35 protein-coding genes are annotated in these 22,312 nt (G+C 48.8%); 31 read left to right on the forward strand and 4 right to left on the reverse strand.

Translation table 11 applies throughout. The annotated features are described in order from the left end of the window. Positions 1–29 precede the first annotated feature (29 nt). The 25 genes from rplB to E3U44_RS09300 all read left to right on the forward strand — a co-directional run bounded on the left by rplB (position 30) and on the right by E3U44_RS09300 (position 12,696). Positions 30–851, forward strand: a complete 822-nt coding sequence (gene rplB, locus E3U44_RS09180; protein WP_134357858.1) for a 50S ribosomal protein L2 — start codon at positions 30–32, stop codon at positions 849–851. Between the two features lie 21 nt (positions 852–872). After that, a complete protein-coding gene (rpsS, locus tag E3U44_RS09185) occupies positions 873–1,145 on the forward strand; it encodes a 30S ribosomal protein S19 (protein WP_134357859.1) in 273 nt (90 codons plus the stop codon). 17 nt (positions 1,146–1,162) lie between these two features. Then, the gene (rplV, locus tag E3U44_RS09190; RefSeq protein ID WP_134357860.1) at positions 1,163–1,495 is read left to right on the forward strand and encodes a 50S ribosomal protein L22; all 333 of its coding nucleotides are present in this window, start codon (positions 1,163–1,165) and stop codon (positions 1,493–1,495) included. Between the two features lie 12 nt (positions 1,496–1,507). Next, the gene (gene rpsC, locus E3U44_RS09195; protein WP_134357861.1) at positions 1,508–2,179 is read left to right on the forward strand and encodes a 30S ribosomal protein S3; all 672 of its coding nucleotides are present in this window, start codon (positions 1,508–1,510) and stop codon (positions 2,177–2,179) included. Positions 2,180–2,190: 11 nt separating this feature from the next. Continuing rightward, positions 2,191–2,604: a 50S ribosomal protein L16 gene (gene rplP / locus E3U44_RS09200; RefSeq protein WP_134359740.1), complete on the forward strand. Its 414-nt coding sequence runs from the start codon at positions 2,191–2,193 to the stop codon at positions 2,602–2,604. After that, entirely contained in the window at positions 2,604–2,798 is a 195-nt protein-coding gene (gene rpmC / locus E3U44_RS09205) for a 50S ribosomal protein L29 (RefSeq protein WP_134357862.1), read from the forward strand. Before rplP ends, rpmC begins: the two co-directional genes overlap by 1 nt. Positions 2,799–2,800: 2 nt before the next feature. After that, on the forward strand, positions 2,801–3,067 hold the full coding sequence (rpsQ, locus tag E3U44_RS09210; protein WP_206054938.1) for a 30S ribosomal protein S17: 267 nt from the start codon (positions 2,801–2,803) through the stop codon (positions 3,065–3,067). 41 nt (positions 3,068–3,108) lie between these two features. Next, positions 3,109–3,477: a 50S ribosomal protein L14 gene (gene rplN, locus E3U44_RS09215; RefSeq protein ID WP_013033343.1), complete on the forward strand. Its 369-nt coding sequence runs from the start codon at positions 3,109–3,111 to the stop codon at positions 3,475–3,477. A gap of 11 nt (positions 3,478–3,488) precedes the next feature. Beyond that, positions 3,489–3,809 carry a 50S ribosomal protein L24 gene (gene rplX, locus E3U44_RS09220; RefSeq protein ID WP_134359742.1) on the forward strand — a complete coding sequence of 107 codons (321 nt, stop codon included), beginning with the start codon at positions 3,489–3,491 and terminating at the stop codon, positions 3,807–3,809. 58 nt (positions 3,810–3,867) lie between these two features. Further along, positions 3,868–4,407, forward strand: a complete 540-nt coding sequence (gene rplE / locus E3U44_RS09225; protein ID WP_134357864.1) for a 50S ribosomal protein L5 — start codon at positions 3,868–3,870, stop codon at positions 4,405–4,407. Positions 4,408–4,431: 24 nt separating this feature from the next. Then, complete coding sequence (gene rpsN / locus E3U44_RS09230) at positions 4,432–4,737, forward strand: 30S ribosomal protein S14 (protein WP_134357865.1); 306 nt, start codon at positions 4,432–4,434, stop codon at positions 4,735–4,737. Between the two features lie 42 nt (positions 4,738–4,779). Next, a complete protein-coding gene (rpsH, locus tag E3U44_RS09235; RefSeq protein WP_134357866.1) occupies positions 4,780–5,172 on the forward strand; it encodes a 30S ribosomal protein S8 in 393 nt (130 codons plus the stop codon). 14 nt (positions 5,173–5,186) lie between these two features. Then, a complete protein-coding gene (gene rplF, locus E3U44_RS09240) occupies positions 5,187–5,720 on the forward strand; it encodes a 50S ribosomal protein L6 (RefSeq protein WP_134357867.1) in 534 nt (177 codons plus the stop codon). Between the two features lie 21 nt (positions 5,721–5,741). Further along, entirely contained in the window at positions 5,742–6,095 is a 354-nt protein-coding gene (gene rplR / locus E3U44_RS09245; protein WP_134357868.1) for a 50S ribosomal protein L18, read from the forward strand. 12 nt (positions 6,096–6,107) lie between these two features. After that, the gene (gene rpsE / locus E3U44_RS09250; protein ID WP_134357869.1) at positions 6,108–6,617 is read left to right on the forward strand and encodes a 30S ribosomal protein S5; all 510 of its coding nucleotides are present in this window, start codon (positions 6,108–6,110) and stop codon (positions 6,615–6,617) included. Further along, the gene (rpmD, locus tag E3U44_RS09255; protein WP_134357870.1) at positions 6,617–6,808 is read left to right on the forward strand and encodes a 50S ribosomal protein L30; all 192 of its coding nucleotides are present in this window, start codon (positions 6,617–6,619) and stop codon (positions 6,806–6,808) included. The genes rpsE and rpmD overlap by 1 nt, the downstream gene beginning before the upstream one ends. Before the next feature lies 1 nt (position 6,809). After that, the gene (rplO, locus tag E3U44_RS09260; protein ID WP_134357871.1) at positions 6,810–7,244 is read left to right on the forward strand and encodes a 50S ribosomal protein L15; all 435 of its coding nucleotides are present in this window, start codon (positions 6,810–6,812) and stop codon (positions 7,242–7,244) included. A gap of 2 nt (positions 7,245–7,246) precedes the next feature. Next, entirely contained in the window at positions 7,247–8,608 is a 1,362-nt protein-coding gene (secY, locus tag E3U44_RS09265) for a preprotein translocase subunit SecY (protein ID WP_134357872.1), read from the forward strand. Positions 8,609–8,633: 25 nt separating this feature from the next. Further along, a complete protein-coding gene (gene rpmJ / locus E3U44_RS09270) occupies positions 8,634–8,747 on the forward strand; it encodes a 50S ribosomal protein L36 (protein WP_013033354.1) in 114 nt (37 codons plus the stop codon). Positions 8,748–8,852: 105 nt separating this feature from the next. Continuing rightward, positions 8,853–9,209: a 30S ribosomal protein S13 gene (gene rpsM / locus E3U44_RS09275; protein ID WP_134357873.1), complete on the forward strand. Its 357-nt coding sequence runs from the start codon at positions 8,853–8,855 to the stop codon at positions 9,207–9,209. A 20-nt stretch (positions 9,210–9,229) separates the two neighbouring features. Then, complete coding sequence (rpsK, locus tag E3U44_RS09280; RefSeq protein ID WP_134357874.1) at positions 9,230–9,613, forward strand: 30S ribosomal protein S11; 384 nt, start codon at positions 9,230–9,232, stop codon at positions 9,611–9,613. A 15-nt stretch (positions 9,614–9,628) separates the two neighbouring features. After that, positions 9,629–10,255: a 30S ribosomal protein S4 gene (gene rpsD, locus E3U44_RS09285; RefSeq protein WP_134357875.1), complete on the forward strand. Its 627-nt coding sequence runs from the start codon at positions 9,629–9,631 to the stop codon at positions 10,253–10,255. 93 nt (positions 10,256–10,348) lie between these two features. Further along, entirely contained in the window at positions 10,349–11,347 is a 999-nt protein-coding gene (locus E3U44_RS09290) for a DNA-directed RNA polymerase subunit alpha (protein WP_134359743.1), read from the forward strand. A 36-nt stretch (positions 11,348–11,383) separates the two neighbouring features. After that, on the forward strand, positions 11,384–11,761 hold the full coding sequence (gene rplQ, locus E3U44_RS09295; RefSeq protein WP_134357876.1) for a 50S ribosomal protein L17: 378 nt from the start codon (positions 11,384–11,386) through the stop codon (positions 11,759–11,761). 182 nt (positions 11,762–11,943) lie between these two features. Further along, the gene (locus tag E3U44_RS09300; RefSeq protein ID WP_240761816.1) at positions 11,944–12,696 is read left to right on the forward strand and encodes an SAM hydrolase/SAM-dependent halogenase family protein; all 753 of its coding nucleotides are present in this window, start codon (positions 11,944–11,946) and stop codon (positions 12,694–12,696) included. Positions 12,697–12,718: 22 nt separating this feature from the next. Here the strand turns inward: E3U44_RS09300 and ubiG are convergent, their stop codons facing one another. Together ubiG and E3U44_RS09310 are read right to left on the reverse strand one after the other, a co-directional pair. After that, the gene (gene ubiG / locus E3U44_RS09305; protein ID WP_134357877.1) at positions 12,719–13,429 is read right to left on the reverse strand and encodes a bifunctional 2-polyprenyl-6-hydroxyphenol methylase/3-demethylubiquinol 3-O-methyltransferase UbiG; all 711 of its coding nucleotides are present in this window, start codon (positions 13,427–13,429) and stop codon (positions 12,719–12,721) included. Then, a complete protein-coding gene (locus tag E3U44_RS09310) occupies positions 13,426–14,754 on the reverse strand; it encodes a TRZ/ATZ family hydrolase (protein ID WP_134357878.1) in 1,329 nt (442 codons plus the stop codon). Before E3U44_RS09310 ends, ubiG begins: the two co-directional genes overlap by 4 nt. Before the next feature lie 60 nt (positions 14,755–14,814). Between E3U44_RS09310 and E3U44_RS09315 the strand changes: the two genes are divergently transcribed. Both E3U44_RS09315 and mtnA read left to right on the forward strand, forming a co-directional pair. Continuing rightward, the gene (locus E3U44_RS09315; RefSeq protein ID WP_134357879.1) at positions 14,815–15,300 is read left to right on the forward strand and encodes a hypothetical protein; all 486 of its coding nucleotides are present in this window, start codon (positions 14,815–14,817) and stop codon (positions 15,298–15,300) included. Between the two features lie 68 nt (positions 15,301–15,368). Then, complete coding sequence (gene mtnA, locus E3U44_RS09320; RefSeq protein WP_420812611.1) at positions 15,369–16,418, forward strand: S-methyl-5-thioribose-1-phosphate isomerase; 1,050 nt, start codon at positions 15,369–15,371, stop codon at positions 16,416–16,418. Here mtnA and cysB read toward each other — a convergent pair. Then, positions 16,415–17,335: an HTH-type transcriptional regulator CysB gene (cysB, locus tag E3U44_RS09325; RefSeq protein WP_134357880.1), complete on the reverse strand. Its 921-nt coding sequence runs from the start codon at positions 17,333–17,335 to the stop codon at positions 16,415–16,417. The two genes, mtnA and cysB, sit on opposite strands and share 4 nt — an antisense overlap. Before the next feature lie 108 nt (positions 17,336–17,443). On the opposite strand from cysB, the gene E3U44_RS09330 reads away from it, so the two are divergent. The 4 genes from E3U44_RS09330 to cysN all read left to right on the forward strand — a co-directional run bounded on the left by E3U44_RS09330 (position 17,444) and on the right by cysN (position 21,243). Beyond that, positions 17,444–18,244 (forward strand): sulfite exporter TauE/SafE family protein, encoded by an 801-nt coding sequence (locus tag E3U44_RS09330; RefSeq protein WP_134357881.1) that lies wholly within the window; start codon positions 17,444–17,446, stop codon positions 18,242–18,244. A 24-nt stretch (positions 18,245–18,268) separates the two neighbouring features. Then, positions 18,269–18,982, forward strand: a complete 714-nt coding sequence (locus E3U44_RS09335) for a phosphoadenylyl-sulfate reductase (protein ID WP_134357882.1) — start codon at positions 18,269–18,271, stop codon at positions 18,980–18,982. 67 nt (positions 18,983–19,049) lie between these two features. Further along, positions 19,050–19,955 carry a sulfate adenylyltransferase subunit CysD gene (cysD, locus tag E3U44_RS09340; protein WP_134357883.1) on the forward strand — a complete coding sequence of 302 codons (906 nt, stop codon included), beginning with the start codon at positions 19,050–19,052 and terminating at the stop codon, positions 19,953–19,955. A gap of 25 nt (positions 19,956–19,980) precedes the next feature. Further along, entirely contained in the window at positions 19,981–21,243 is a 1,263-nt protein-coding gene (gene cysN / locus E3U44_RS09345) for a sulfate adenylyltransferase subunit CysN (protein WP_240761787.1), read from the forward strand. Between the two features lie 50 nt (positions 21,244–21,293). Here cysN and E3U44_RS09350 read toward each other — a convergent pair whose 3' ends face one another. Beyond that, positions 21,294–22,301 (reverse strand): M14 family metallopeptidase, encoded by a 1,008-nt coding sequence (locus tag E3U44_RS09350; RefSeq protein ID WP_134357885.1) that lies wholly within the window; start codon positions 22,299–22,301, stop codon positions 21,294–21,296. Positions 22,302–22,312: the final 11 nt, after the last annotated feature.

Consider the following 22,312-nt stretch of genomic DNA (forward strand, 5'->3'; position numbering starts at 1 on the left):
ATTGCTTAAATAAATTAAGGAAAACGGCTATGCCGATTGTAAAAGCTAAACCTACATCCGCTGGTCGCCGGTTTGTGATACAGATCACTTCTCCTGAATTATATAAGGGGAGGCCTTATCCGGCTTTGACTGAGAAGTTGAGCAAGAGCGGAGGCCGGAACAATCAGGGTAGAATTACTGTTCGCCACTCCGGTGGTGGACATAAGCGGCTTTATCGAACTATTGATTTTAAACGCAATAAAATTGGTGTCCCCGGGCGTGTGGAAAGGATAGAGTACGATCCTAACCGTAGTGCTCATATTGCATTAATTAGTTATTCTGATGGCGAAAAGCGGTATATTATTGCACCCAAGGCAATCCAGGTTGGGACTTCAGTAATCTCTGGTCAGGATGCGCCAATTCGTGATGGGAATTGCCTTCCGCTACGAAATATTCCCGTGGGTACACTCGTGCATTGTGTCGAGCTAAAACCAGGTAAAGGAGCTCAATTGGCGCGGAGCGCTGGCGCCTCCTGCCAGTTGGTGGCTCGTGAAGGTCGTTATGCAATGTTGCGCCTACGCTCAGGTGAGATACGAAGAGTGCCGCTTGAATGTCGTGCAACGATTGGAGAAGTTGGCAATGATGGCCATGGCCTGGGTTCCCTAGGCAAAGCGGGAGCCAAGCGTTGGCGGGGGAAGCGCCCCACTGTGCGTGGAGTTGCAATGAATCCTGTGGACCATCCCCATGGAGGTGGCGAGGGTCGAACCTCAGGTGGCCGTCACCCGGTAAGCCCTTGGGGAGTCCCTACCAAAGGATATAAGACCCGCCGTAATAAGCGTACCGGGAAACTTATTGTGCGTCGACGTAAGTAAATAACTCAGTGAGGATGAAGCATGCCGCGTTCGATTAAAAAAGGCCCGTTTGTGGACCCCCACCTAATAAAGAAGGTGGCGGAGGCAAGCGCGACCCAGAGCCGACGTCCGATTAAGACGTGGTCACGTCGCTCAATGATCGTTCCGGAGATGATTGGATTGACAATTGCCGTGCATAATGGTCGGCAGCATGTCCCTATTTTTGTCACGGAGAACATGGTCGGTCATAAGTTGGGTGAATTTGCCCCGACTCGGACTTTTAAAGGCCATGTGGCTGACAAAAAGTCAAGGTAACGGAGCGGAAGAGAAAGATGGCAACTACAGCAACACTAAAATATGCGCGGCTGTCGGCACAAAAAGGTCGGCTAGTTGCCGACCAAATTCGTGGGCTACCTGTGGATAAGGCGTTAGATATTTTAAACTTTAGCCCCAAGAAGGCAGCAGAGATCATTAAGAAGGTGTTGGAATCAGCAGTTGCGAATGCTGAACATAACGATGGGGCTGATATCGATGAGCTGCGGGTTGCTGCTATTATGGTCAACGAAGGGCCTACCATGAAGCGAATCCGTGCAAGGGCTAGAGGCCGTGCTAGTCGGATTTTTAAACGTTCTTGCCATATCAGGGTGATAGTTGCAGAGGATTAGGAGAGCATAGGAATGGGGCAGAAAGTACATCCTACCGGGATTCGCCTGGGTATCGTCAAGGACTGGAATTCTAAGTGGTATGCAGATAGCAGCCAATTTAGTGATTTGCTCAATAATGATTTGGGGGTTCGCAGCCATCTTACCAAAAAGCTAGCCCATGCGTTAGTGAGTAATATTCAAATTGACCGACCGGCACGTAATGCTCGGATTACTATACATACGGCGCGCCCAGGAATTGTCATTGGGAAAAAAGGCGAAGACATCAATAACTTGCGGCAAGAAGTCTCAGAGATGATGGGCATACCTGTTCATATTAACATCCAAGAGATCCGCAAGCCTGAGCTAGATGCTACGCTCGTTGCTGGAAATGTAGCGCAGCAGCTTGAGCGGCGAATCATGTTTCGTCGAGCCATGAAGCGTGCTGTTACTAATGCTATGCGTGTAGGTGCCCAAGGCATTCGAATAAAAGTCTCTGGACGCTTAAATGGGGCAGAGATTGCGCGTAATGAGTGGTATCGAGAGGGCCGAGTGCCATTGCATACGCTGCGCGCTAATATTGACTATGGTTTTGCTGAGGCGAAAACCACCTATGGAGTCCTTGGTGTCAAGGTGTGGATATTCAAGGGCGAAGTATTTGAACAGCCGGATCAGCAAGTTACCGCAGGGAACTCGGCGACAAGCTAAGGTAATAGATGATGTTACAGCCGAAAAGAACCAAGTTCCGTAAGCAACAAAAAGGCAGAAACCGTGGGCAATCGCTCCGGGGTAGCCAAGTAGATTTTGGTGAGTATGGATTGAAAGCCATTGGCCGAGGGAAGATTACAGCACGCCAAATTGAGGCTGCGCGTCGTGCTATGACAAGGTACATTAAGCGGGGTGGAAAAATTTGGATCAGGATTTTCCCAGATAAACCCATTACTCAAAAGCCCCTTGAAGTACGCCAAGGAAAAGGAAAGGGTAATGTAGAGTATTGGGCTGCCAATGTACAGCCTGGACGTGTCCTTTATGAGATGGAGGGGGTGCCGGAAGAAGTAGCACGAAGGGCTTTCGAGTTGGCAGCAGCTAAGTTGCCTGTTAAAACAGTATTTGTTACACGGGCGGTCATGTAATGAAAGCTCAAGAGTTGCGAACAAAGACAGTGGATGAGTTGCAGAAGGAACTCCTGGAACTTTCTCGAGAGCAATTTAAACTGCGCATGCAAAAGGGTACCGGGCAATTGGCGCGAAATAGCGAGCTGAAACGAGTTCAACGCAGTATTGCTCGGGTTAAGACAGTACTAACGGAAAGAGAGCGGGCGCAGTAGATATGAGTGTGAGTGATCAGGAGAAATCTTTACGCACCGTTATTGGTCGTGTAGTGAGTGATAAAATGGATAAAACAATCACGGTGCTGGTCGAACGTAGAGTTGCGCACCCTCTCTACAAAAAATATGTAAAGCGTTTCACAAAGTTACATGCTCATGATGAAAAGAATGAGTGCCGAGTGGGTGATGTGGTAGCAATCACAGCAACACGCCCGCTATCCAAGACTAAAACTTGGAAATTAGTTAATGTCCTTGAACGCACACGCTGAATAATGGTCGTTTTCCCGATGATATTAGGTGGAGAGCAATAATGATTCAAATGCAGACCAGCTTAGAGGCGGCAGATAACAGCGGTGCTCGACGACTTGTTTGTATCAAAGTATTAGGTGGATCGCAGCGTCGCTATGCAGGAATTGGTGACGTTATTAAGGTTGCAGTTAAGGAGGCCATTCCGCGGGGCAAGGTCAAGAAAGGTGAAGTTTATAACGCAGTAATTGTGCGGACCAAAAAAGGCGTCCGTCGTGCAGACGGATCACTTATCCGGTTTGATAATAATGCCGCGGTATTATTAAATAACCAGCTACAACCTATAGGTACTCGAATTTTTGGTCCTGTAACGCGGGAACTGCGGGTTGAAAATTTCATGAGGATAGTTTCTTTGGCCCCGGAAGTGTTGTAGGGAGGGTGATGATGCGCAGAGTACGGATAGGCGATGAGGTTGTCGTTACCGCTGGTAGAAGTAGAGGGAAGCGAGGAAAAGTTTTACGCGTATTGAGCGGTGACCGCGTGATTGTAGAAGAAGTCAATATGGTGAAGCGCCACACTCGGCCTAATCCGGCCGCTAATAAGCCAGGAGGAATTGTCGAGCAGGAAGCGCCGGTGCATATTTCCAATGTCATGCTTTACAACCCGGTTACCGAGAAAGGTGATCGAGTTGGTTTTAGGAGATTGGAAGATGGCCGTAAGGTACGCTATTTCAAGTCAAACGGTGAAGTTGTTGACGCTTCTTAGTTTAGGCAGAATATCCGAAGTTACTCGGGCTTAATACAAGGCTCAGTGGTAGATTAGTATGGTAAGGTTACAAGAATATTACCGGGACACCGTTATTAATCAGTTGCGGGAACAATTTGGTTATCAGTCAGTGATGGCAGTGCCTCGTATCGAAAAGATCACCTTGAATATGGGGGTGGGGGAAGCCGTTGGGGATAAAAAAATTCTAGAGCATGCGATGGATGACATGGCTAAAATATCTGGCCAAAAACCAGTAGCCACTCGTGCGCGGAATTCGGTAGCAGGGTTTAAGATCCGTAAGGGCTGGCCCATTGGGTGTAAAGTTACCTTGCGCCGCGATCGGATGTATGAATTTTTAGATCGCTTCATTAACATCGCGATTCCTCGCATCCGAGACTTCCGTGGACTGGGTCCCAAGTCTTTTGACGGAAGGGGTAATTATAATATGGGGATTCGTGAACAGATTATCTTCCCGGAGATCGACTATGACCAGATCGATACTATACGGGGAATGAACATTACCATAGCGACCACAGCCAAGACGGATGAAGAAGGTCGTGTGTTGCTTAGGGCATTTAATTTTCCTTTTAGGACATAGACGTAGCAGGGCTAGAAGTTAGGGATGTCAAAAAAGTGCATGATTAATCGAGAGTTGAAGCGGGTACGCACGGCGCGTAAATATGCGGCCAAGCGAGCAGAATTAAAAACACGGATGCAGGATGAAAGTCTCAGCCCAGAGGAGCGGGAAAAGGCAATGCTTAAATTCCATAGCCTGCCAAGGGATTCTTCGCCTGTGCGCCAACGGAGGCGTTGTCGTTTAACCGGAAGACCTCGTGGTTATGTACGCAAATTCGGTTTATCCCGTAACAAACTGCGTGAAGTGGCGATGCGTGGGGATGTTCCAGGGCTGGTTAAGGCCAGTTGGTAACCATCTATAAAAGTGTAAGAGCGCAAAGGGGCTAGAAATACCATGAGTATGACCGATCCAATCTCGGACATGCTGACGCGGGTGCGTAACGGTCAAAGTGCGGGCAAGTTAGAAGTCAGTATGCCTTCGTCAAAATTGAAGGAAAGTATTGCTCGCGTGCTGAAAGAAGAAGGTTATATTGAGGATTATAGGGTGGAGGATGATACCAAGCCCGTCTTGGTCGTGCGCTTAAAGTATCATGAAGGTAAGCCCGTGATCGACGAAATTCAACGGGTAAGCCGCCCCGGGCTGCGTATATATAAAGGCAAGGATAGGTTGCCTAGGATCCGTGGTGGGTTAGGTATTGCCATCGTCTCTACGTCTCGCGGTGTTATGACCGATAAAGCTGCACGATCTGCTGGTGAAGGCGGCGAAGTATTGTGCTACGTTGCCTAAAGAGGTAGGGAAAGATGTCAAGAATTGCGAATAACCCAGTGACGATCCCGAAGGGTGTCGAAGTCACATTTGCTGGCAACAATATTGAGGTAAAGGGAGCAAAGGGTTCTCTTGGACTTGCCATTCATCCCTTCGTACAAGTAACCCAGGAAGGGGAAGTCCTGTCTTTTGCGCCAAAGGGGGCAGAGAAACAGGCAGAAGCGCTTAGTGGAACTACCCGCGCTTTAGTAAATAATATGGTACAGGGCGTTAGCCAAGGGTTCGAGCGACGTTTGCAACTAGTGGGGGTAGGTTACCGAGCACAGATGCAAGGGCAAAAGCTTGTGCTTAATTTAGGTTACTCTCATCCTATCGAATTTACCGCGCCAGCGAATCTGACTATTGAGGTGCCGAGTCCGACAGAAATAGTTATCAAAGGGGCTGATAAGCAGCAAGTTGGACAAGTTGCGGCAAATATTCGCGGATTTAGGCCGCCTGAACCTTATAAGGGAAAAGGTGTGCGCTATGCAGACGAGATAGTTGTGCGCAAGGAAGCGAAGAAGAAATAGCAAAGGTAGGAATGTAGTAGCGTGGATAAAAAAGTAGCAAGGTTACGACGTGCGACTAAAGTGCGACACAAAATCCGTGAGCAGGGAGTAGCGCGATTAACAGTTCATCGCACTCCTAAGCATATTTATGTGCAGATAATCAAACCGATAGGCGGGGATGTCGTTGCCAGTGCCTCAACACTAGAGCCAGCGTTAAAGCAACAGTTGAAGAATACTGGTAATAAAGAAGCAGCCATCACTGTTGGCAAGGTAATTGCTGAACGGGCTAAGGCGCAGGGTATTGCGAAGGTTGCCTTTGACCGCTCTGGTTACAAATATCATGGCCGGGTAAAGGCATTAGCAGACGCGGCCCGTGAAGGTGGATTACAGTTTTAAGGGTTGGAGTTGATGTCACAGACAGATCGGCGGGTAACAGGAGATGCATTGCTGGAAAAATTGGTTGGCGTAAGACGCGTTGCCAAGGTGGTAAAGGGTGGGCGCCAATTTGGTTTTTCGGCTTTGACAGTGGTAGGTGATGGTAAGGGCCGTGTTGGATTTGGTCGAGGTAAGGCTCGCGAGGTTCCCGTTGCCATTCAGAAAGCTATGGAAAACGCGAGGAAAAATATGATTTTTGTTCCCCTAAAAGGGGATACGCTGCAACATCCTATTACCGTCCGCCATGGTGCTGCCAAGGTCCATATGCAGCCTGCCTCTGAGGGAACAGGGATCATTGCCGGAGGCGCGATGCGCGCTGTTTTTGAGGTTGTGGGTGTGCATAATGTTTTAGCAAAATGCATAGGTTCGGCAAATCCTGTAAACGTGGTACGAGCTACGGTTAAGGGGCTTGTAGAGATGTCAAACCCAGAAGGCATTGCCGCTAAACGGGGCAAGACCCTCGAAGATATTATGGGTGAGTGATGGCAACGCAAAAGACAACACTCAAGGTTACATTGGTGAAAAGCACTATTGGACGGTTAGCGAAACATAAAGCATGTGTAGCTGGCTTAGGACTTCGTCGTATTGGGCAAACAGTTGAGGTCATTGACACTCCAGAGAATCGAGGGATGATTCAAAAAGTGTCTTACCTTCTAAGGTTAGAGGCAGGCTAGAATGCGATTAAATATGATCTCTTCAGCCCCTGGTGCTAAACAGACAGGAAAACGTGCTGGGCGCGGTATTGGGTCTGGTTTGGGTAAAACTTGCGGTCGTGGCCACAAGGGTCAAAAATCCCGCTCAGGGGGATTCCATAAGGTTGGCTTTGAGGGTGGGCAGATGCCTTTGCAAAGGCGTGTCCCTAAAATTGGTTTCCATTCTCGCAAGGCCCGCTTTTCGGCCGAGGTACGCCTAGATCAGCTTGCGAAGCTGGAAGTTGATACAATAGATCTGTCTGTCCTTATCGAGGCTGGTTTGGTTCCAAAGCGAGCCAAGCGCGTTAAAGTAATTGCCTCGGGTAAGATTGATAAACTAGTAAATCTGCAGGGCATTGGAGCATCTGCAGGCGCACGTAAAGCTATTGAAGCGGCAGGCGGCCGCATCGGAGAATAACTGTGGCGAAACGCGCCTCCAAAAAGTCATTAGACCAGGGCACTTTTGGTAAATTAACGGAGTTGCGCCAAAGGCTACTCTTTGTTCTGGGCGCCTTGTTGGTTTATCGGATCGGTACCTTTATCCCCGTTCCAGGGATTGATCCGGTGACTTTAGCTGCTTTGTTTGAGCAGCAGCGTGGTACCATTTTAGACATGTTTAACATGTTTTCTGGAGGTGCGTTAGAGCGCTTATCAGTCTTTGCATTGGGGATTATGCCGTATATCTCGGCCTCTATCATTATGCAATTACTAACGGTCGTCCACCCTAAGTTGGAGCAGCTAAGGAAAGAGGGTGCTTCGGGGCGGCGGAAAATTACCCAATATACGCGCTATGGTACGCTGGTACTAGCTACAATACAGGCGATCGGCGTAGCGATTGCTTTGGAGTCCCAACAGGTGGGGGGGGCGTCGGTGGTTATTGAAGCAGGCCTGGTTTTTAGGGTAACAGCCGTGGTGACATTGGTTACCGGGACTTTATTCCTAATGTGGTTAGGGGAGCAAATCACTGAGCGCGGTATAGGAAATGGAATTTCATTAATTATCTTTGCGGGTATTGTCGCTGGGTTGCCTTCGGCGCTAGGTGGAACGTTGGAACTAGCACGAACTGGCGAGCTGCATACTTTTACAGTATTGGTGCTTTTGACGCTGGCTGTGTTGGTGACTGCTTTTGTGGTGTTTATGGAGCGGGCCCAACGCCGTATCCCGGTACACTATGCTAAGCAGCAACATGGAAGAAGAGTCTATGGGGGCCAGGTGAGCCATCTGCCATTAAAAGTAAATATGGCGGGTGTTATTCCCCCTATTTTTGCATCAAGCATTATTTTATTTCCTGCAACGGTAGCAAGTTGGTTTGGCTCCAGTGAAGGCATGGGGTGGCTCCGGGATCTCGCAGCTACTCTTTCACCAGGGCAGCCTATTTACGTACTGCTATATGCCGTAGCTATTATTTTCTTTTGTTTTTTCTATACAGCATTGGTATTTAATCCGAAAGAGACAGCGGATAATCTGAAAAAATCAGGAGCATTTATTCCAGGAATACGGCCAGGAGCACAGACTACTCGGTATATCGATACAGTAATGGGACGGCTTACCTTGGGTGGTGCGATTTATGTCACTGCGGTATGTCTTCTACCAGAGTTTTTAATTTTATATTGGAACGTTCCGTTTTATTTTGGAGGCACCTCATTACTGATCATTGTGGTTGTGGTTATGGATTTTGTTGCCCAGGTGCAGGCCCATCTAATGTCTCATCAGTACGAGAGTTTGTTGAAGAAATCGCAATTGAAGGGAAGTGGGGCGACCACTGGAAGTCTACTACATTGATTGGTAAAGGGGCAGGAGTGGGTTAATGAAAGTTCGTGCTTCAGTAAAGAAAGTTTGCCGCCATTGCAAGGTTGTGCGTCGGAAAGGCGTTGTGCGAATTATATGTAAAGATGCCCGCCATAAGCAGCGCCAGGGGTAAAAGTTTTTAGTTGGATTAACTAAGATGGTTGCCAGTGTGTTAACTGATAGAGTAAAATGCGCGGTTTCGCGAAACACAATTGACAGCCTTATGGAGATGAGGTGAATGGCCCGTATTGCTGGAATTAATATCCCGGTGCACAAGCACACGGTAATTGCGCTTACTTCCATTTATGGAGTAGGCCCGACCCGGGCTAAGAAGATCTGTGAGGCAGCTGGTATCGCCTCTAATAAGAAAGTTAAAGATCTTTCTGAAAGTGAGCTAGAAGGGTTGCGCGCTGAGGTTGCGAAGTATCCTGTCGAAGGTGACTTGCGGCGTGAAATAAGCATGGATATTAAACGATTGATGGACCTGGGTTGTTACCGTGGGCTTCGCCATCGTAGGGGGCTCCCAGTGCGGGGGCAGCGTACCCAGACGAATGCAAGGACACGTAAGGGCCCGCGGCGGTTAGTTAGGAAGTAAGGCAAAGTCGAGTAGGATAGATGGCGAAAGCGAGTGCAAAAAAACGGGTAAAACGGGTCGTCGTTGACGGTATTGCCCATATTCATGCCTCTTTTAATAATACGATTGTGACGATTACTGACCGCCAGGGGAACACCCTCGCATGGGCGACATCCGGAGGTAGTGGTTTCCGAGGTTCACGTAAGAGTACGCCATTTGCTGCCCAGGTAGCTGCTGAGAGAGCTGGACGAGTAGTTCAAGAGATGGGCATGAAGAATTTGGAAGTGCATGTTAAAGGGCCAGGACCCGGGCGCGAATCCGCTGCCCGAGCTCTGAATAATGTAGGATTTAAGATTACCAATATCGCGGATGTTACACCCATCCCCCATAATGGATGCCGTCCCCCTAAAAAGCGAAGAGTTTGAGAAGGAGAATTAACGTTGGCTAAATATACAGGTCCTAAGCTTAAGCAGGCACGGCGTGAAGGCACGGATCTGTTTCTAAAAAGTGGTGTTCGCCCCATTGATTCCAAGTGCAAGATCGAACAAGTACCTGGACAGCATGGAGCTGGAGCTAGGCGTGCCCGCATGTCGGATTATGCGCTGCAGCTACGGGAGAAGCAGAAGCTACGCCGTATGTATGGTGTATTAGAGAGGCAGTTTCGACGCTACTATAAGGAGGCTGCTCGGCGTAAGGGTTCTACGGGTGAGAATCTACTTAAGCTGCTTGAGTCACGTCTTGATAATGTGGTTTACAGGATGGGGTTTGGCAGTACCCGCGCTGAAGCACGGCAGCTTATTAATCATAAGGGAATCCTGGTTAATGGAAAGGTGATTAATGTTCCTTCCTACCAGGTGCGAGTTGAAGATATGGTTGCTGTTAGGGAAAAGGCTAAGAAGCAAGATCGGATAAAATTTGCACTTGAGCTAGCCCAGGCTCGCCCTGAACTCGATTGGATAGAAATGAATGTGGGTAAGCTAGAGGGTACCTATAAGAGGATGCCGGAGCGTAGCGAACTCGCCCCTGATATTCAGGAAAACTTAGTCGTCGAGCTTTATTCAAAGTAAGGGAATAAAATACTTTGTTCCATAAAGGGTGCGCTCGTACCCTGACATACTTCCGGCGTAATATTAACTCTATAGAGGGGAAGTGTGCTGCCCATGTCAGTATCTAATTTTCTTAAGCCCAGGATAGTGGATGTCCAACGCATCAATGATTATACAGCTAAAGTTACGCTGGAACCGCTAGAGCGCGGCTTTGGGCATACCCTTGGAAATGCCCTGCGTCGAATTTTATTATCTTCAATGCCCGGTTGCGCTGTTGTGGAAGCACAAATTGACGGCGTATTACATGAGTACACCACCAAGGAAGGTGTGCAGGAGGATATGACGGAAATCCTGCTGAATCTCAAAGGGGTTGCGATTCAGTTACATGGCCGTGATGAGGTGACCTTAACTCTGAACAGCAAAGGGCCGGGGGCAGTAACAGCAGGGGAGATACAGCTTGAACATGATGTGGAGATTATTAATCCAGAGCATGTGATAGCTCATCTCACCAAGTCTGGTGAACTCAATATTACGATGAAGGTGGCTCGTGGTCGCGGTTATCAGCCAGCGTCCGTGCGGATACCTAAAGAGGAGGAGGAGCGTCCTATTGGATATTTAATTCTGGATGCATCCTTTAGTCCTATTCGGCGGGTCACTTATGAAGTGGATAGTGCCCGGGTTGAACAGCGAACTGATTTAGATAAATTGATTATAGAGATCGAAACAAATGGTACTATAGCTTCAGATGAAGCGGTACGCAAAGCTGCGACGATTTTACAAGATCAACTCACAGCCTTTGTCGAATTAGAAGGTAAAATAGAAACTGCCAAGGAGAAAAAGGCAGCTGAGATCGATCCTGTACTGCTTCAACCTATAGATGATTTGGAATTGACGGTGCGATCAGCAAACTGCCTTAAGGCGGAGAATATTTATTATATCGGTGATCTTATTCAGAGGACGGAAGTTGAGTTGCTAAAGACTCCTAATCTAGGTAAGAAATCATTGACGGAAATAAAAGATGTATTAGCATCGCGGGGATTGTCCTTAGGTATGCGTTTGGAAAATTGGCCACCCGCGGGGCTACATGAGGAAGAAACTAAAGCTTCTGTTTGAAGCAATTCGCTGGAAAACGAAGAGAAGGATAATTCCATGCGCCATCGCTATAGTGGGAGGAAGCTAAACCGGACTAGTTCCCATAGAAGGGCAATGTTCCGTAATATGGCTGTGTCTCTGATTGAACATGAAATGATCAATACCACCTTACCAAAAGCAAAGGAGTTTCGTCGTATCGCGGAACCATTGATTACCTTGGCTAAAGAAGATTCTGTGGCTAATCGACGGCTAGCGTTTTCTCGTTTGAGAGATAGGGAGGCGGTAACTAAATTATTTAATGAATTAGGTCCTCGCTATCAAACACGTCCCGGTGGATACCTTCGGATACTCAAGAGGGGGTTTCGGGCTGGAGACAATGCACCGATGGCAATCGTGGAATTGCTTGATCGTCCTCTCCCTGAAGCGCAGGAATAGTAAAAATCTTCTTTAAGCTAACCTCGTTTTTGAGCGCTATTTTTCTGGATTAAATTCCGTCCTCTGCTATGGTGACGGGCGGTGAGAATTCCGCAAACTCTGAAATTTGCTATGAAGCAGGGGTTTGCGGTTTTCCTTGTAGGGACTGGCGTTGTGCTAGAAGTACCTAAATCTTGCTCCGTGTGCTTGAAATGATTGCCCTTTTTACTGACTTCGGAGTGCAGGGTCCCTACCTTGGCCAAGTAGAGATTGTGCTGCGACAGCAGGCGCCGGGTATCCCAATTATTAATTTGATGGCGGATGCCCCCCCCTTTTCCCCTCTTGCATCGTCTCATTTGCTGGCAGCTTTAGGTCAGTATTTACTTCCCGGTACTGTAGTTTTTGCCGTCGTCGATCCTGGTGTAGGTTCCAGTGCTCGAGAGCCGGTCATGGTTTGTGCAGATGATCGCTGGTATGTCGGTCCAGGAAATGGATTATTCGATGTGGTGATGGGACGGGCTGTAAGCGCAATTCTGTGGCGTATCACTTGGCGGCCTTCTTCCCTTTCTGCAACTTTCCATGGGCGGGATTTGTTTGCACCGATTGTGGCCAAGCTGGCTCGAAGCAAAAATCTCCAAGACAAGGAATTACTAGGTAAGCGCTGGAATGAGGCATTGGTGACTAAAGATCCAGGGGATCTTGCAGAAATCATCTATATTGATCACTATGGAAACGCGATGGCAGGGATTCGAGCTATCAAGGCCGGGCAGTGTCAACGAATTCGATTGCCGAGCGGAGATTGGGTCTCCGGGGCGCGGACTTTTCATGACGTGGCTCCGGGGGAAGGTTTCTGGTATGTCAATTCCCTCGGTCTTATAGAGATTGCGATTAATCAGGGGTGTGCTGCCAAGCATTTCAAGCTAGAGGTGGGAACTCCCATTGAACTTAAAGGCTAATTTGTTTGCTACACCAATACAGTTATTCCATTTTAATTCCATAGGCGAGGTAATTTACATTGATATCATGGCCGAGCCAATAACGGTGAGTTAGAGGATTGTAGTGAAGGCCTGTTAAATCCTGGAGCTCCAAGCCCGCTGCTCGGCACCAAGCCTCTAGTTCAGCGGGCTGGATAAACCGCTGGTAGTCGTGGGTGCCTTTAGGGAGCAACTGAAGCGTATACTCAGCGCCAATAATAGCGAATAAATAAGCTTTTAGGGTACGGTTAAGGGTAGAGAAAAAGACTTTCCCATGGGGCTTAAGCAGTCGCCCACAGGCGGCAATAATGCTAGCCGGATCAGGAACATGTTCCAGCATTTCCAGGTTGGTGACAACATCAAAGGATTCAGCTTCTGCTTCTGTAAGTTGCTCCACGCTTATCTGCCGGTAATCAATTTTTAAATTCCCTTCTAAGGCATGCAAGCGTGCCACTGTTAAAGGGGCTTCGCTGAGATCAATGCCTGTCACTTTGGCCCCGAGTCGAGCCAGCTCCTCTGTAAGGATACCGCCGCCGCAACCGACATCTAGCACCCGTTTGCCAGCCAGGGAACAGCGACTGCGAATGTACTCAAGGCGCAATGGATTGATGTCGTGGAGAGGTTTAAATTCACCTTTCTGGTCCCACCAGCGGTGCGCCAACTGCTCAAACTTGGCGATTTCACCAGGGTCGACATTGATTTGTTTCTCGCTCATATGGGTTTCCTTGCTTCTTGTATTCTTTCTGCCCATGCTTGGGTTTGGGACAGAATGAGTGATTCGTCCAAAGTTGTAAATTGGCGCTTCTTAAGTACCTGTTGACCTGCTATCCAAACATCGCTGACCCTATCCCGGCCTGCGGTATAGACTAACTGGGAGGTGGGGTCATAAAGGGGTTGTGTTTCTAGTTCGCCAAGATTAACGGCAACAATGTCCGCCACCTTGCCAATTTCCAGAGAGCCAATCTCTTGTTCCAAGCCCAGTGCCTTAGCACCATTTAGGGTGGCCATGCGGAGTGCCTGGTTTGCAGGAATGGCGCTGGCATCGCCGGCTAATGCTTTGGCTAACAAAGCTGCAAGACGCATTTCAACAAACATGTCTAAATCATTATTGCTTGCCGCGCCATCAGTGCCCAAAGCAATATTAACCCCCGCCTGATAGAGCTTTGCGACGGGACAAAAACCGCTAGCCAGTTTGAGGTTAGATTCTGGACAATGGATGACATGAGCACTGCTTGCTGCTAAGGTCTGAATTTCCTGATCGGTAAGCTGGGTCATATGGACAGCTAACAGTTGCGAAGAGAGCAATCCTAGGCGCTGCAACCGCTCTAAGGGCCTAACGCCGTATTGGGCCAAACCCCTATTGACCTCCTCTGCTGTTTCATGAAGATGCATGTGAACTGGAATATTCAGTTCTTTAGCTAAAGTAGCAACTTGCTTTAAAGGTCCGTCGCTGACAGTATAGGGGGCATGGGGGGCAAAGGCTGTCTTGATAAGAGGATGAGCCCGATACTGATCATTTAACTCAAGCCCTTTGCGAATATAATCCTCAGATGTTTTTGCCCAACTGCTGGGGAAATCAATGACAATCATGCCGATAACAGCTCGCATGCCCACTTTGGCCGCTACCTGCGCCACTATTTCGGGAAAGAAATACATATCATTAAAGCAGGTAATCCCTCCGCGGAGCATTTCAGCAATCGCCAGGAGTGCACCGTCGCGAACAAAAGTTTCACTGACCCACTTGGATTCTGCTGGCCAGATATATCCCTCAAGCCATTCCATAAGGGGGAGATCATCAGCAAGGCCACGCAGGAGAGACATAGGACTATGGGTGTGGGTATTGACAAGGCCGGGGATGAGCGCATGCTGTGTTAGCTCGATTAGGTGTGCATTCTGGTAACGGACTTCTGCGTGAGCCCTAGGGAGGCAATCCACGATACGGCCTTGGTGGATGGCAAGACAATGATTTTCCAGTATTTGATTTTCTGGAATAACGGGAATGATCCAGGGGGCATAAATTAAAGTATTAAAGTTTTGCATGGCGAAGATAATTATAACCTTTAACAAGAAAACAAGCGGTAATGGTGGTGTGGCTTAATCATGTTTGATGCTGGAATAATAATCGTATTAGCAATGAGGCTGTTGGGACCGTTGATGATATTTCAGTGGCCTCTTTTGGGCAGTATTGTCTCAGAATATATATTTGACGCCATCGATATTCTGATTTGGGCGGAGATGGGAGCAACAGATATAGATTATACTTCTTATGACAAACCTCTCGATGTCTATCAGATTACTATTCAAGCCATAGTGGCGAGCCGATGGGAAAATAAAACTATCCGTAACATCGCATTATTCTTTTATGGGTATAGGTTATTAGGGTATGCGCTTTATTTATTTACTGAGTTAAGGGTCATGTTTTTCTTTTTCCCTAATATCTTTTTTTATTTTTTTATTGGCTATTTGGCGGCGAAGAAATTGGGGTTGCCTGAGTTATTTGAAGATAAGCGGCAATTGGCGATTGTGATATTGGTGATCATTTTGCTAAAGCTACCTCAAGAATATATTCTCCACTGGCCCCATTGATGGGGATAAAGATTAATGACTCAAAGCAGCTGTTTCCTTTGGCTTTTTAAGCTGGACGTGTCAATAGAATGCTGAACGATAAACACGATAGGATCCGGGCGGTGGTCTGGACTGGGGGGGGGATACGGTTGCTGGATCAGCGTCGCCTCCCCCAGGAAGAAACCTACTGGACTGCAACTTGTGCCTTTGAGATAGCTGAGGCCATTACCAAAATGGTGGTGCGGGGCGCACCTGCTATTGGAATCGCTGCCGCCTATGGGGTAGTGCTTGCCGCAAGAGCGCATTTTGCCGAGGCGAATTTTCGTTGGAAGGCACAGATTAAGGCTGATTTGCAAGTTTTAGAGGCTGCCCGACCTACTGCTGTCAATCTTGCTTGGGCGTTGCAACGGATGGGATCGCTGATTAATGCGCTTCCCAGTGATGTCAATCCAGAAACTGCTCTGCTTGCTGAAGCCCAGCGTATCCATGAAGAGGATATTGCGGCTAATCGCCGTATGGGTGAGTTAGGCGCAGCCTTTATTGACGGGCCAGCAAAGGTATTGACCCATTGCAACACCGGCTCTTTGGCAACCGGGGGTTTTGGGACCGCTCTGGGGGTTATTCGCTATGCCTATAGTGAGGGACGAATTAATAAAGTGTTCGCTGATGAAACCCGGCCTTGGTTGCAGGGGGCACGCCTTACCGCTTGGGAGCTGCTACAGGACAAAATACCTGTGGTGCTTATTGCCGATAGCGTGGCGCCTTATTTACTGGGGCAGGGGCAAATCCAGTGGGTGATTATTGGCGCCGATCGAATCGCGGCTAACGGTGACATTGCCAATAAGATTGGTTCCTACGGTTTGGCAGTGGCTGCCCGTTATCACGGCGTGCGTTTTATGGTGGTGGCTCCTACTTCAACCATCGACTGGAGTTTACCTGATGGGATGGAGATTCCAATTGAGCAACGGCCTCCGGAAGAAGTTTTGACTCTGGCGGGCAAAGACATCGCCATGTCAGGCACTAAAGCTTATAACCCCGCTTTTGATGTTACCCCTGCTCATCTCATCGATGTGGTTGTGACGGAAAAGGGGGTAGTTCGCCAGCCTAACAGTGAGCGCATGAAAGTTCTTCAAGTTTAGGCATGGACAGCCGTATCGACCACGGGGCGGGTAAGCTGGGGAGCAAATAATTCTATGAAGGCGTAAATATACCTCCGCAGGTAAGTGCCACGGCGGATGCCGATGTGGGTCGTACTGGGCTCAAATAGATGACTGGCATCAATAGCTTTGAGAGGGGCGTCCTGTTCAGGATCAAAGGCCATGCTGGCGATAATTCCGATTCCCAATCCTAGATGGAGGTAGGTTTTGATAACATCGGCGTCGGTGGCTGTGAGAATGACGTTAGGAACAAGTTCTTTACTGGCAAACGCCTTATCAAGTTTAGAACGGCCTGTAAAGCCGAAGACATAGGTGACGATAGGGTATTTGGCTACGGCCTCCAAGGTGAGGGGACGGCATGATAACAGGGGGTGATTGGGGGGAACGACCACGCTTCGGTTCCAATCATAGCAGGGTAGCATGGCTAGATCTTCAAATAACTCAATGGCCTCGGTGGCAATGGCAAGGTCTACCGTGCCGGTAGCTGCCATTTCGGCAATTTGATGGGGGGTCCCCTGGAACATCCTCAGGCGCACATTGGGATAGCGATCCCTAAAAGCTTTGATTACCGGTGGCAGGATATAGCGGGCTTGAGTATGGGTTGTGGCAATGGAGAGCATTCCTCGATGCTCGTCGGTGGCCTCTGCACCGACTTGTTTGATATTTTCCACTTCGCCTAGGATGCGTTCAACCATCTCGAGGATAGCACTTCCGGCAGGAGTCATCCCGGTGAGTCGCTTACCGTGACGCTCAAAGATAGGTACCCCTAATTCCTGTTCCAATTGATGAATTTGGTTGCTAACTCCAGGTTGTGTGGCGTGAAGCGCCTCGGCGGCTGCGGACACGTTGTATCCTCGTCGTGTAACTTCACGGACGAATTGCAGTTGTTGTAGCTTCATAATCGCTTAGATATAAAAAAATTTTATATCAATAAATAATAATATATTTTGATATAATATTCACCGAACGCTACAATTTCCATCTACTTCTATATAGGTTCGAAGCGGATGGAGTTGGGATATATACTCGCCGGGCTGGGGGTCGGTTTTATGGTGGGGCTGACGGGGGTCGGTGGCGGCTCGCTAATGACGCCGCTTTTGATTTTTGGCTTTGGTATTCCTCCCCTAACAGCGGTAGGGACTGATTTGCTCTTTGCGGCGCTCACCAAAGTAGGTGGCATTTGGGCCCACTGGCGTCACCATACTATCCAGTGGCGGGTGGTGGGCCTACTCGCTCTCGGGAGTATCCCTGCCACTGTGATTGCCCTACAAATATTAAAACTGCTTCAGATTCGTGGCGTACAACTAGAAGGTCTTATCAATACCGCTTTAGGAATTGCATTAGTCTTAACGGCGCTGGCATTGCCCATGAAGAGTTGGCTACAGCGAGTGGTGGCAAGGGAGGGATTGCCTCGATTACTGCAGCCCATTTATTCCTTGCGCTGGGAGCGGCGTTTTACTACGGTAAGCACCGTTATAATGGGGGCGGTGCTAGGTTTCCTGGTGACGCTATCCTCCATTGGGGCGGGGGCTTTAGGAGCCATAGTGTTGTTATATCTTTATCCGGGCTTGCGGACGGTGCAGGTTGTGGCTACTGATATTGCGCATGCGGTGCCTTTGACCGCTATTGCAGGGGTTGGGCATTGGCACTTGGGCTCGGTGGATTTGGCCCTTTTGGGGAGCCTGCTTTTGGGGTCTTTACCTGGAATTTATGTGGGTAGCCATGTGGGGGTGAATATTCCGGAGCGGGCGATGCAGGCAGCCTTGGCAACCTTGCTGATGGTAGTGGGGATCAAGTTTATTTTCTAAGCAGAAAGTGCAGAAAGTATGGTAATGGATACGTCGGTGAGAGAAGATTCATTGGCAGATAAAGTTGAGGCAACCTTTTCTTTATTGACCTCAATTGAGCGTAGCTATGCCCCTGCTTGTTTTGCTTGCAGCTTTGGGGTAGAGGATATGGTGCTGGTTGATCTTATTTGCAAGCATGCGCCGGGGATTGAGATATTTACCCTGGATACGGGCCGCCTGCCCCAGGAAACCTATGATGTGATGCAAAAAGTTAAGGAGCGCTATGCCTGTCAAGTGAAGATTTATTTTCCTGAAACTCAGGCAGTGGAGGCTTATGTGGGGGAGCATGGGCCAAATGGTTTTTATGAGGCCGTCGCGCTCCGTAAAGAATGTTGCAGAATTCGCAAGGTGGAGCCTTTGAAACGGGCTCTTACAGGGAAGAGAGCTTGGATTACGGGGGTGCGTCGAGAACAATCCTTAACCCGCAAGAATTTGCCGCTTTCTGAATGGGATGCTGAACATGAGCTACAGAAGTTCAATCCGCTTATTGACTGGAGTGAAGATGATATTTGGGATTACATCCGCCGGTTTGAGCTTCCCTATAATGCTTTACACGACCAAGGTTACGCCAGCATTGGCTGCGCCCCATGCACTCGGGCGATCACTGTGGGTGAAGATATCCGTGCTGGAAGGTGGTGGTGGGAAGACGATAGTACCAAAGAATGCGGTTTGCATCTAAAGCGGTTATCTACTGGGTAAGTTTACCCATGACCGAATTGAGTTGGCCTATAGAGGCCCCCGATATTTGTTTAATGAGTAAGATATCATGAAGTCGTACAGTCTGACTCATCTGAAACAGCTTGAGGCGGAATCCATCTTTATCATGCGTGAGGTTGCCGCCACTTTTGAGCGGCCTGCGCTGCTGTTTTCTGGGGGCAAGGATTCTATCGTTATGGTGCGGCTAGCCCAGAAAGCTTTTTGGCCCGCCAAATTGCCGTTTCCTTTACTCCATATCGATACAGGACATAATTTCCCTGAAACCCTGGAGTTTAGGGACAGCCTTGTGGAACAGGTAGGGGCACGATTGATAATTCGGACAGTACAGGATTCTATTGACAAGGGGCGTGCCGTGGAAGAGAAAGGCCCTAATGCTAGCCGTAATATGCTACAAACCATCACCTTGCTTGATGCTATTGAGGAACTTAAAATCGATGCGGCCTTCGGGGGCGGCCGCCGTGATGAAGAAAAGGCCCGGGCCAAGGAAAGAATCTTCTCTCACCGGGATGAGTTTGGCCAATGGGATCCAAAAAATCAGCGCCCGGAGCTATGGAGTTTGTTCAATGGCCGCAAGCATATGGGCGAGCACTTCCGGGTTTTTCCTCTGAGTAATTGGACAGAAATGGATGTTTGGCAATATATTGCCCGAGAGAATTTGGCTATTCCCAGTATCTATTTTAGCCATGAACGGGAAGTTGTCCAACGGGATGGGATGTTATTAGCCAATTCCTCCTATATTAGCTTGATGGCTGGAGAAGCCACTGAGCGACGGCGGGTTCGTTGTCGGACGGTGGGGGATATGACCTGTACCGGGGTAGTGGAGTCTGAGGCTGCTACGATTGAGGACATCATTCAGGAAGTGGCTGCGGCTAGGGTAACTGAGCGCGGCGGTCGGGCTGATGACAGGCGGTCGGAAGCGGCGATGGAAGATCGTAAAAAGCAAGGTTATTTCTGATATTTTAAAAACTATGAGTGGATCTTTGCAGTCACAATATTTAGAGATGGATTTGTTGCGGCTCACCACCGCTGGCAGCGTGGACGATGGGAAGAGCACCCTCATTGGTCGTTTGCTCTATGATTCGAAATCTATCTTCGAAGATCAACTGGAGTCTATCCAAAGGAGTAGCCAGCAGCGTGGTGACGGTCAAATTAATTTAGCATTACTCACCGATGGCTTGCGGGCAGAGCGGGAGCAAGGCATTACTATCGATGTGGCTTACCGCTATTTTGCAACACCTAAACGCAAGTTCATTATTTCGGATACCCCCGGCCATGTGCAATATACCCGGAATATGGTCACCGGGGCTTCCACTGCTAATTTGGCCATTGTGCTGGTTGACGCCCGTCATGGGATTATTGAGCAGACTTGCCGCCATGCCTCCATAGCCTCCCTCTTGGAGCTTCCCCATCTGGTGTTGTGTATTAACAAGATGGATCTGGTGGATTACCAAGAAGAGGTGTTTGAGAATATCAAGAAAGAATTTGAGAATTTTGCAGCCAAGTTAGATATTCCCGATATCCATTATATTCCCATTAGCGCCTTACGGGGAGATAATGTTGTAGAAAAGTCCGAAAACATGCCTTGGTATCAGGGAGGGACCTTGCTCTATACCCTGGAAAATGTACACATTGGCAGCGATTACAACCACATCGATAGTCGCTTTCCTGTGCAGTACGTGATTCGTCCCCAGTCGGATCAATACCCTGATTATCGTGGCTATGCTGGACGGGTAGAAGGGGGGATTTTTCGGCCAGGGGATGAAGTCATTGCTCTGCCTTCAGGGTTTTCTACTCGCATCAAGTCCATTGATGCCATGGATGGTCCCGTAGAGGAGGCCTTTGCGCCGATGTCAGTCACTTTTACCCTGGAAGACGACATTGATATCAGCCGGGGGGATATGATTGTCAAACCCACTAACCAACCTCAGGTCGCTCAGGATATTGAATTGATGGTTTGCTGGCTCAATGAAACTCCGTTGGCTCCTGGCGCTAAGTATGCCCTTAAGCATACTACCAAGGAGGCCCGCTGCGTCGTCAAGGAAGTGCGTTATAAATTGGATATTACTTCTTTAAGTCGACTTGAGGATGGGGCGATGTTAGCACTCAATGATATTGGTCGAATCAAGATCAGGACCACGAGTCCGCTGTTTTTTGATAGCTACCGCAAGAATCGGGGGACGGGCAGCTTAATTCTTATCAACGAATTTACTAATGAAACCGTAGGTGCGGGAATGATTCTCTAACCCTAGCTAAGGGTTAGCCCTTCAAGTCTCCTAAATTTGGCAAAGAGGGGTTAGGGAGTACCGGGCAGTTGCATCCGCTCCATTAGATAACAGAGGCAATCCTGGCGAATGACACGGACATCACGAGTCAGCATTGAGGGCATTACGGGGCGGCGAGTCCGAAGCTCGTTGTCTTCAAGATAAAAATAACGCTCACTGATTTCCAGATCTTGCTCGTCAGTAACGGTAAGCAGAATATTGGGATCTGAGGGTTGCCAACCCAAGAGGGTGTTGGCGGGTAATTCTTGGAAATTGAGTTGATCAAGATCATCCACCAAGCGTAAGTCCAAGTCTTCCCCGTGGAAACCGACTCGCAGTTCGGAAGGGATTCGGACTACGGCTACCGTATGGAAGAGTTCAATATCCCGTTTTGCGATGGAATGGGAGGGAAATTCAGCCAGGTGCAAACAAGCGGTGAGGTATTCGCGGGCGTGAGTTACGCCTTGGGGACAATCGGGCTGGCCACATTCAAGGGTAACCGCCGGCCCTAGTTCCGCAAAGGACAGGGACTGCACACCTTGGGGGCGCACAAAGTAAATCACGGTCCGGCTGAAGAGGGCTGCTAAGTGGAGAAAGGGGGAAGCTAGCTTGTTGACGCAGGCGTAGTGGGGATTAAGGCCGGTATTATTATGGATGTCGATACTGGCAAACAAGCCGGATTTAGACATCTCTTCGTAAACCTGGGCCGCCATGGCATGTTCCTGTGTGGGGCCTGGAGTCCAAATCCGGTTATGATCGGGTTGGCTATCGAGACGCCGGAGGCGATAGCGAGCGGCGGCAATATTGCCCACGAAAAGAGATAACGCCCGTGGTAATGGCCGATTCTGATATTGACCTAAGAGACTGCGTACCGCCTCCCAGCCGACAGGCTCATTGCCATGAAGTAGGACAGAGACAAATAGGGGCGGTTTACGCCGTCCTTCCAGGTGAAATAGCGTCGGTCCTTCTAATTTTTTATAAAGCTCATGGGCTTCCAAGTCCAGTAACCCTTTGGGCAGTTCATGTCGTATCGTTAACATAAGCAGGCTTT

It is taken from the genome of Nitrosococcus wardiae, assembly GCF_004421105.1.
GTDB classification, from domain to species: domain Bacteria; phylum Pseudomonadota; class Gammaproteobacteria; order Nitrosococcales; family Nitrosococcaceae; genus Nitrosococcus; species Nitrosococcus wardiae.

Coding starts and splice junctions, on each gene's coding strand:
- rplB (WP_134357858.1), top strand. CDS start 30: ATGCCGATTGTAAAAGCTAAACCTACATCCGCTGGTCGCCGGTTTGTG.
- rpsS (WP_134357859.1), top strand. CDS start 873: ATGCCGCGTTCGATTAAAAAAGGCCCGTTTGTGGACCCCCACCTAATA.
- rplV (WP_134357860.1), top strand. CDS start 1,163: ATGGCAACTACAGCAACACTAAAATATGCGCGGCTGTCGGCACAAAAA.
- rpsC (WP_134357861.1), top strand. CDS start 1,508: ATGGGGCAGAAAGTACATCCTACCGGGATTCGCCTGGGTATCGTCAAG.
- rplP (WP_134359740.1), top strand. CDS start 2,191: ATGTTACAGCCGAAAAGAACCAAGTTCCGTAAGCAACAAAAAGGCAGA.
- rpmC (WP_134357862.1), top strand. CDS start 2,604: ATGAAAGCTCAAGAGTTGCGAACAAAGACAGTGGATGAGTTGCAGAAG.
- rpsQ (WP_206054938.1), top strand. CDS start 2,801: ATGAGTGTGAGTGATCAGGAGAAATCTTTACGCACCGTTATTGGTCGT.
- rplN (WP_013033343.1), top strand. CDS start 3,109: ATGATTCAAATGCAGACCAGCTTAGAGGCGGCAGATAACAGCGGTGCT.
- rplX (WP_134359742.1), top strand. CDS start 3,489: ATGCGCAGAGTACGGATAGGCGATGAGGTTGTCGTTACCGCTGGTAGA.
- rplE (WP_134357864.1), top strand. CDS start 3,868: ATGGTAAGGTTACAAGAATATTACCGGGACACCGTTATTAATCAGTTG.
- rpsN (WP_134357865.1), top strand. CDS start 4,432: ATGTCAAAAAAGTGCATGATTAATCGAGAGTTGAAGCGGGTACGCACG.
- rpsH (WP_134357866.1), top strand. CDS start 4,780: ATGAGTATGACCGATCCAATCTCGGACATGCTGACGCGGGTGCGTAAC.
- rplF (WP_134357867.1), top strand. CDS start 5,187: ATGTCAAGAATTGCGAATAACCCAGTGACGATCCCGAAGGGTGTCGAA.
- rpsE (WP_134357869.1), top strand. CDS start 6,108: ATGTCACAGACAGATCGGCGGGTAACAGGAGATGCATTGCTGGAAAAA.
- rpmD (WP_134357870.1), top strand. CDS start 6,617: ATGGCAACGCAAAAGACAACACTCAAGGTTACATTGGTGAAAAGCACT.
- rplO (WP_134357871.1), top strand. CDS start 6,810: ATGCGATTAAATATGATCTCTTCAGCCCCTGGTGCTAAACAGACAGGA.
- rpmJ (WP_013033354.1), top strand. CDS start 8,634: ATGAAAGTTCGTGCTTCAGTAAAGAAAGTTTGCCGCCATTGCAAGGTT.
- rpsM (WP_134357873.1), top strand. CDS start 8,853: ATGGCCCGTATTGCTGGAATTAATATCCCGGTGCACAAGCACACGGTA.
- rpsK (WP_134357874.1), top strand. CDS start 9,230: ATGGCGAAAGCGAGTGCAAAAAAACGGGTAAAACGGGTCGTCGTTGAC.
- E3U44_RS09290 (WP_134359743.1), top strand. CDS start 10,349: ATGTCAGTATCTAATTTTCTTAAGCCCAGGATAGTGGATGTCCAACGC.
- rplQ (WP_134357876.1), top strand. CDS start 11,384: ATGCGCCATCGCTATAGTGGGAGGAAGCTAAACCGGACTAGTTCCCAT.
- ubiG (WP_134357877.1), bottom strand. CDS start 13,429: ATGAGCGAGAAACAAATCAATGTCGACCCTGGTGAAATCGCCAAGTTT.
- E3U44_RS09310 (WP_134357878.1), bottom strand. CDS start 14,754: ATGCAAAACTTTAATACTTTAATTTATGCCCCCTGGATCATTCCCGTT.
- E3U44_RS09315 (WP_134357879.1), top strand. CDS start 14,815: ATGTTTGATGCTGGAATAATAATCGTATTAGCAATGAGGCTGTTGGGA.
- mtnA (WP_420812611.1), top strand. CDS start 15,369: ATGCTGAACGATAAACACGATAGGATCCGGGCGGTGGTCTGGACTGGG.
- cysB (WP_134357880.1), bottom strand. CDS start 17,335: ATGAAGCTACAACAACTGCAATTCGTCCGTGAAGTTACACGACGAGGA.
- E3U44_RS09330 (WP_134357881.1), top strand. CDS start 17,444: ATGGAGTTGGGATATATACTCGCCGGGCTGGGGGTCGGTTTTATGGTG.
- E3U44_RS09335 (WP_134357882.1), top strand. CDS start 18,269: ATGGATACGTCGGTGAGAGAAGATTCATTGGCAGATAAAGTTGAGGCA.
- cysD (WP_134357883.1), top strand. CDS start 19,050: ATGAAGTCGTACAGTCTGACTCATCTGAAACAGCTTGAGGCGGAATCC.
- E3U44_RS09350 (WP_134357885.1), bottom strand. CDS start 22,301: ATGTTAACGATACGACATGAACTGCCCAAAGGGTTACTGGACTTGGAA.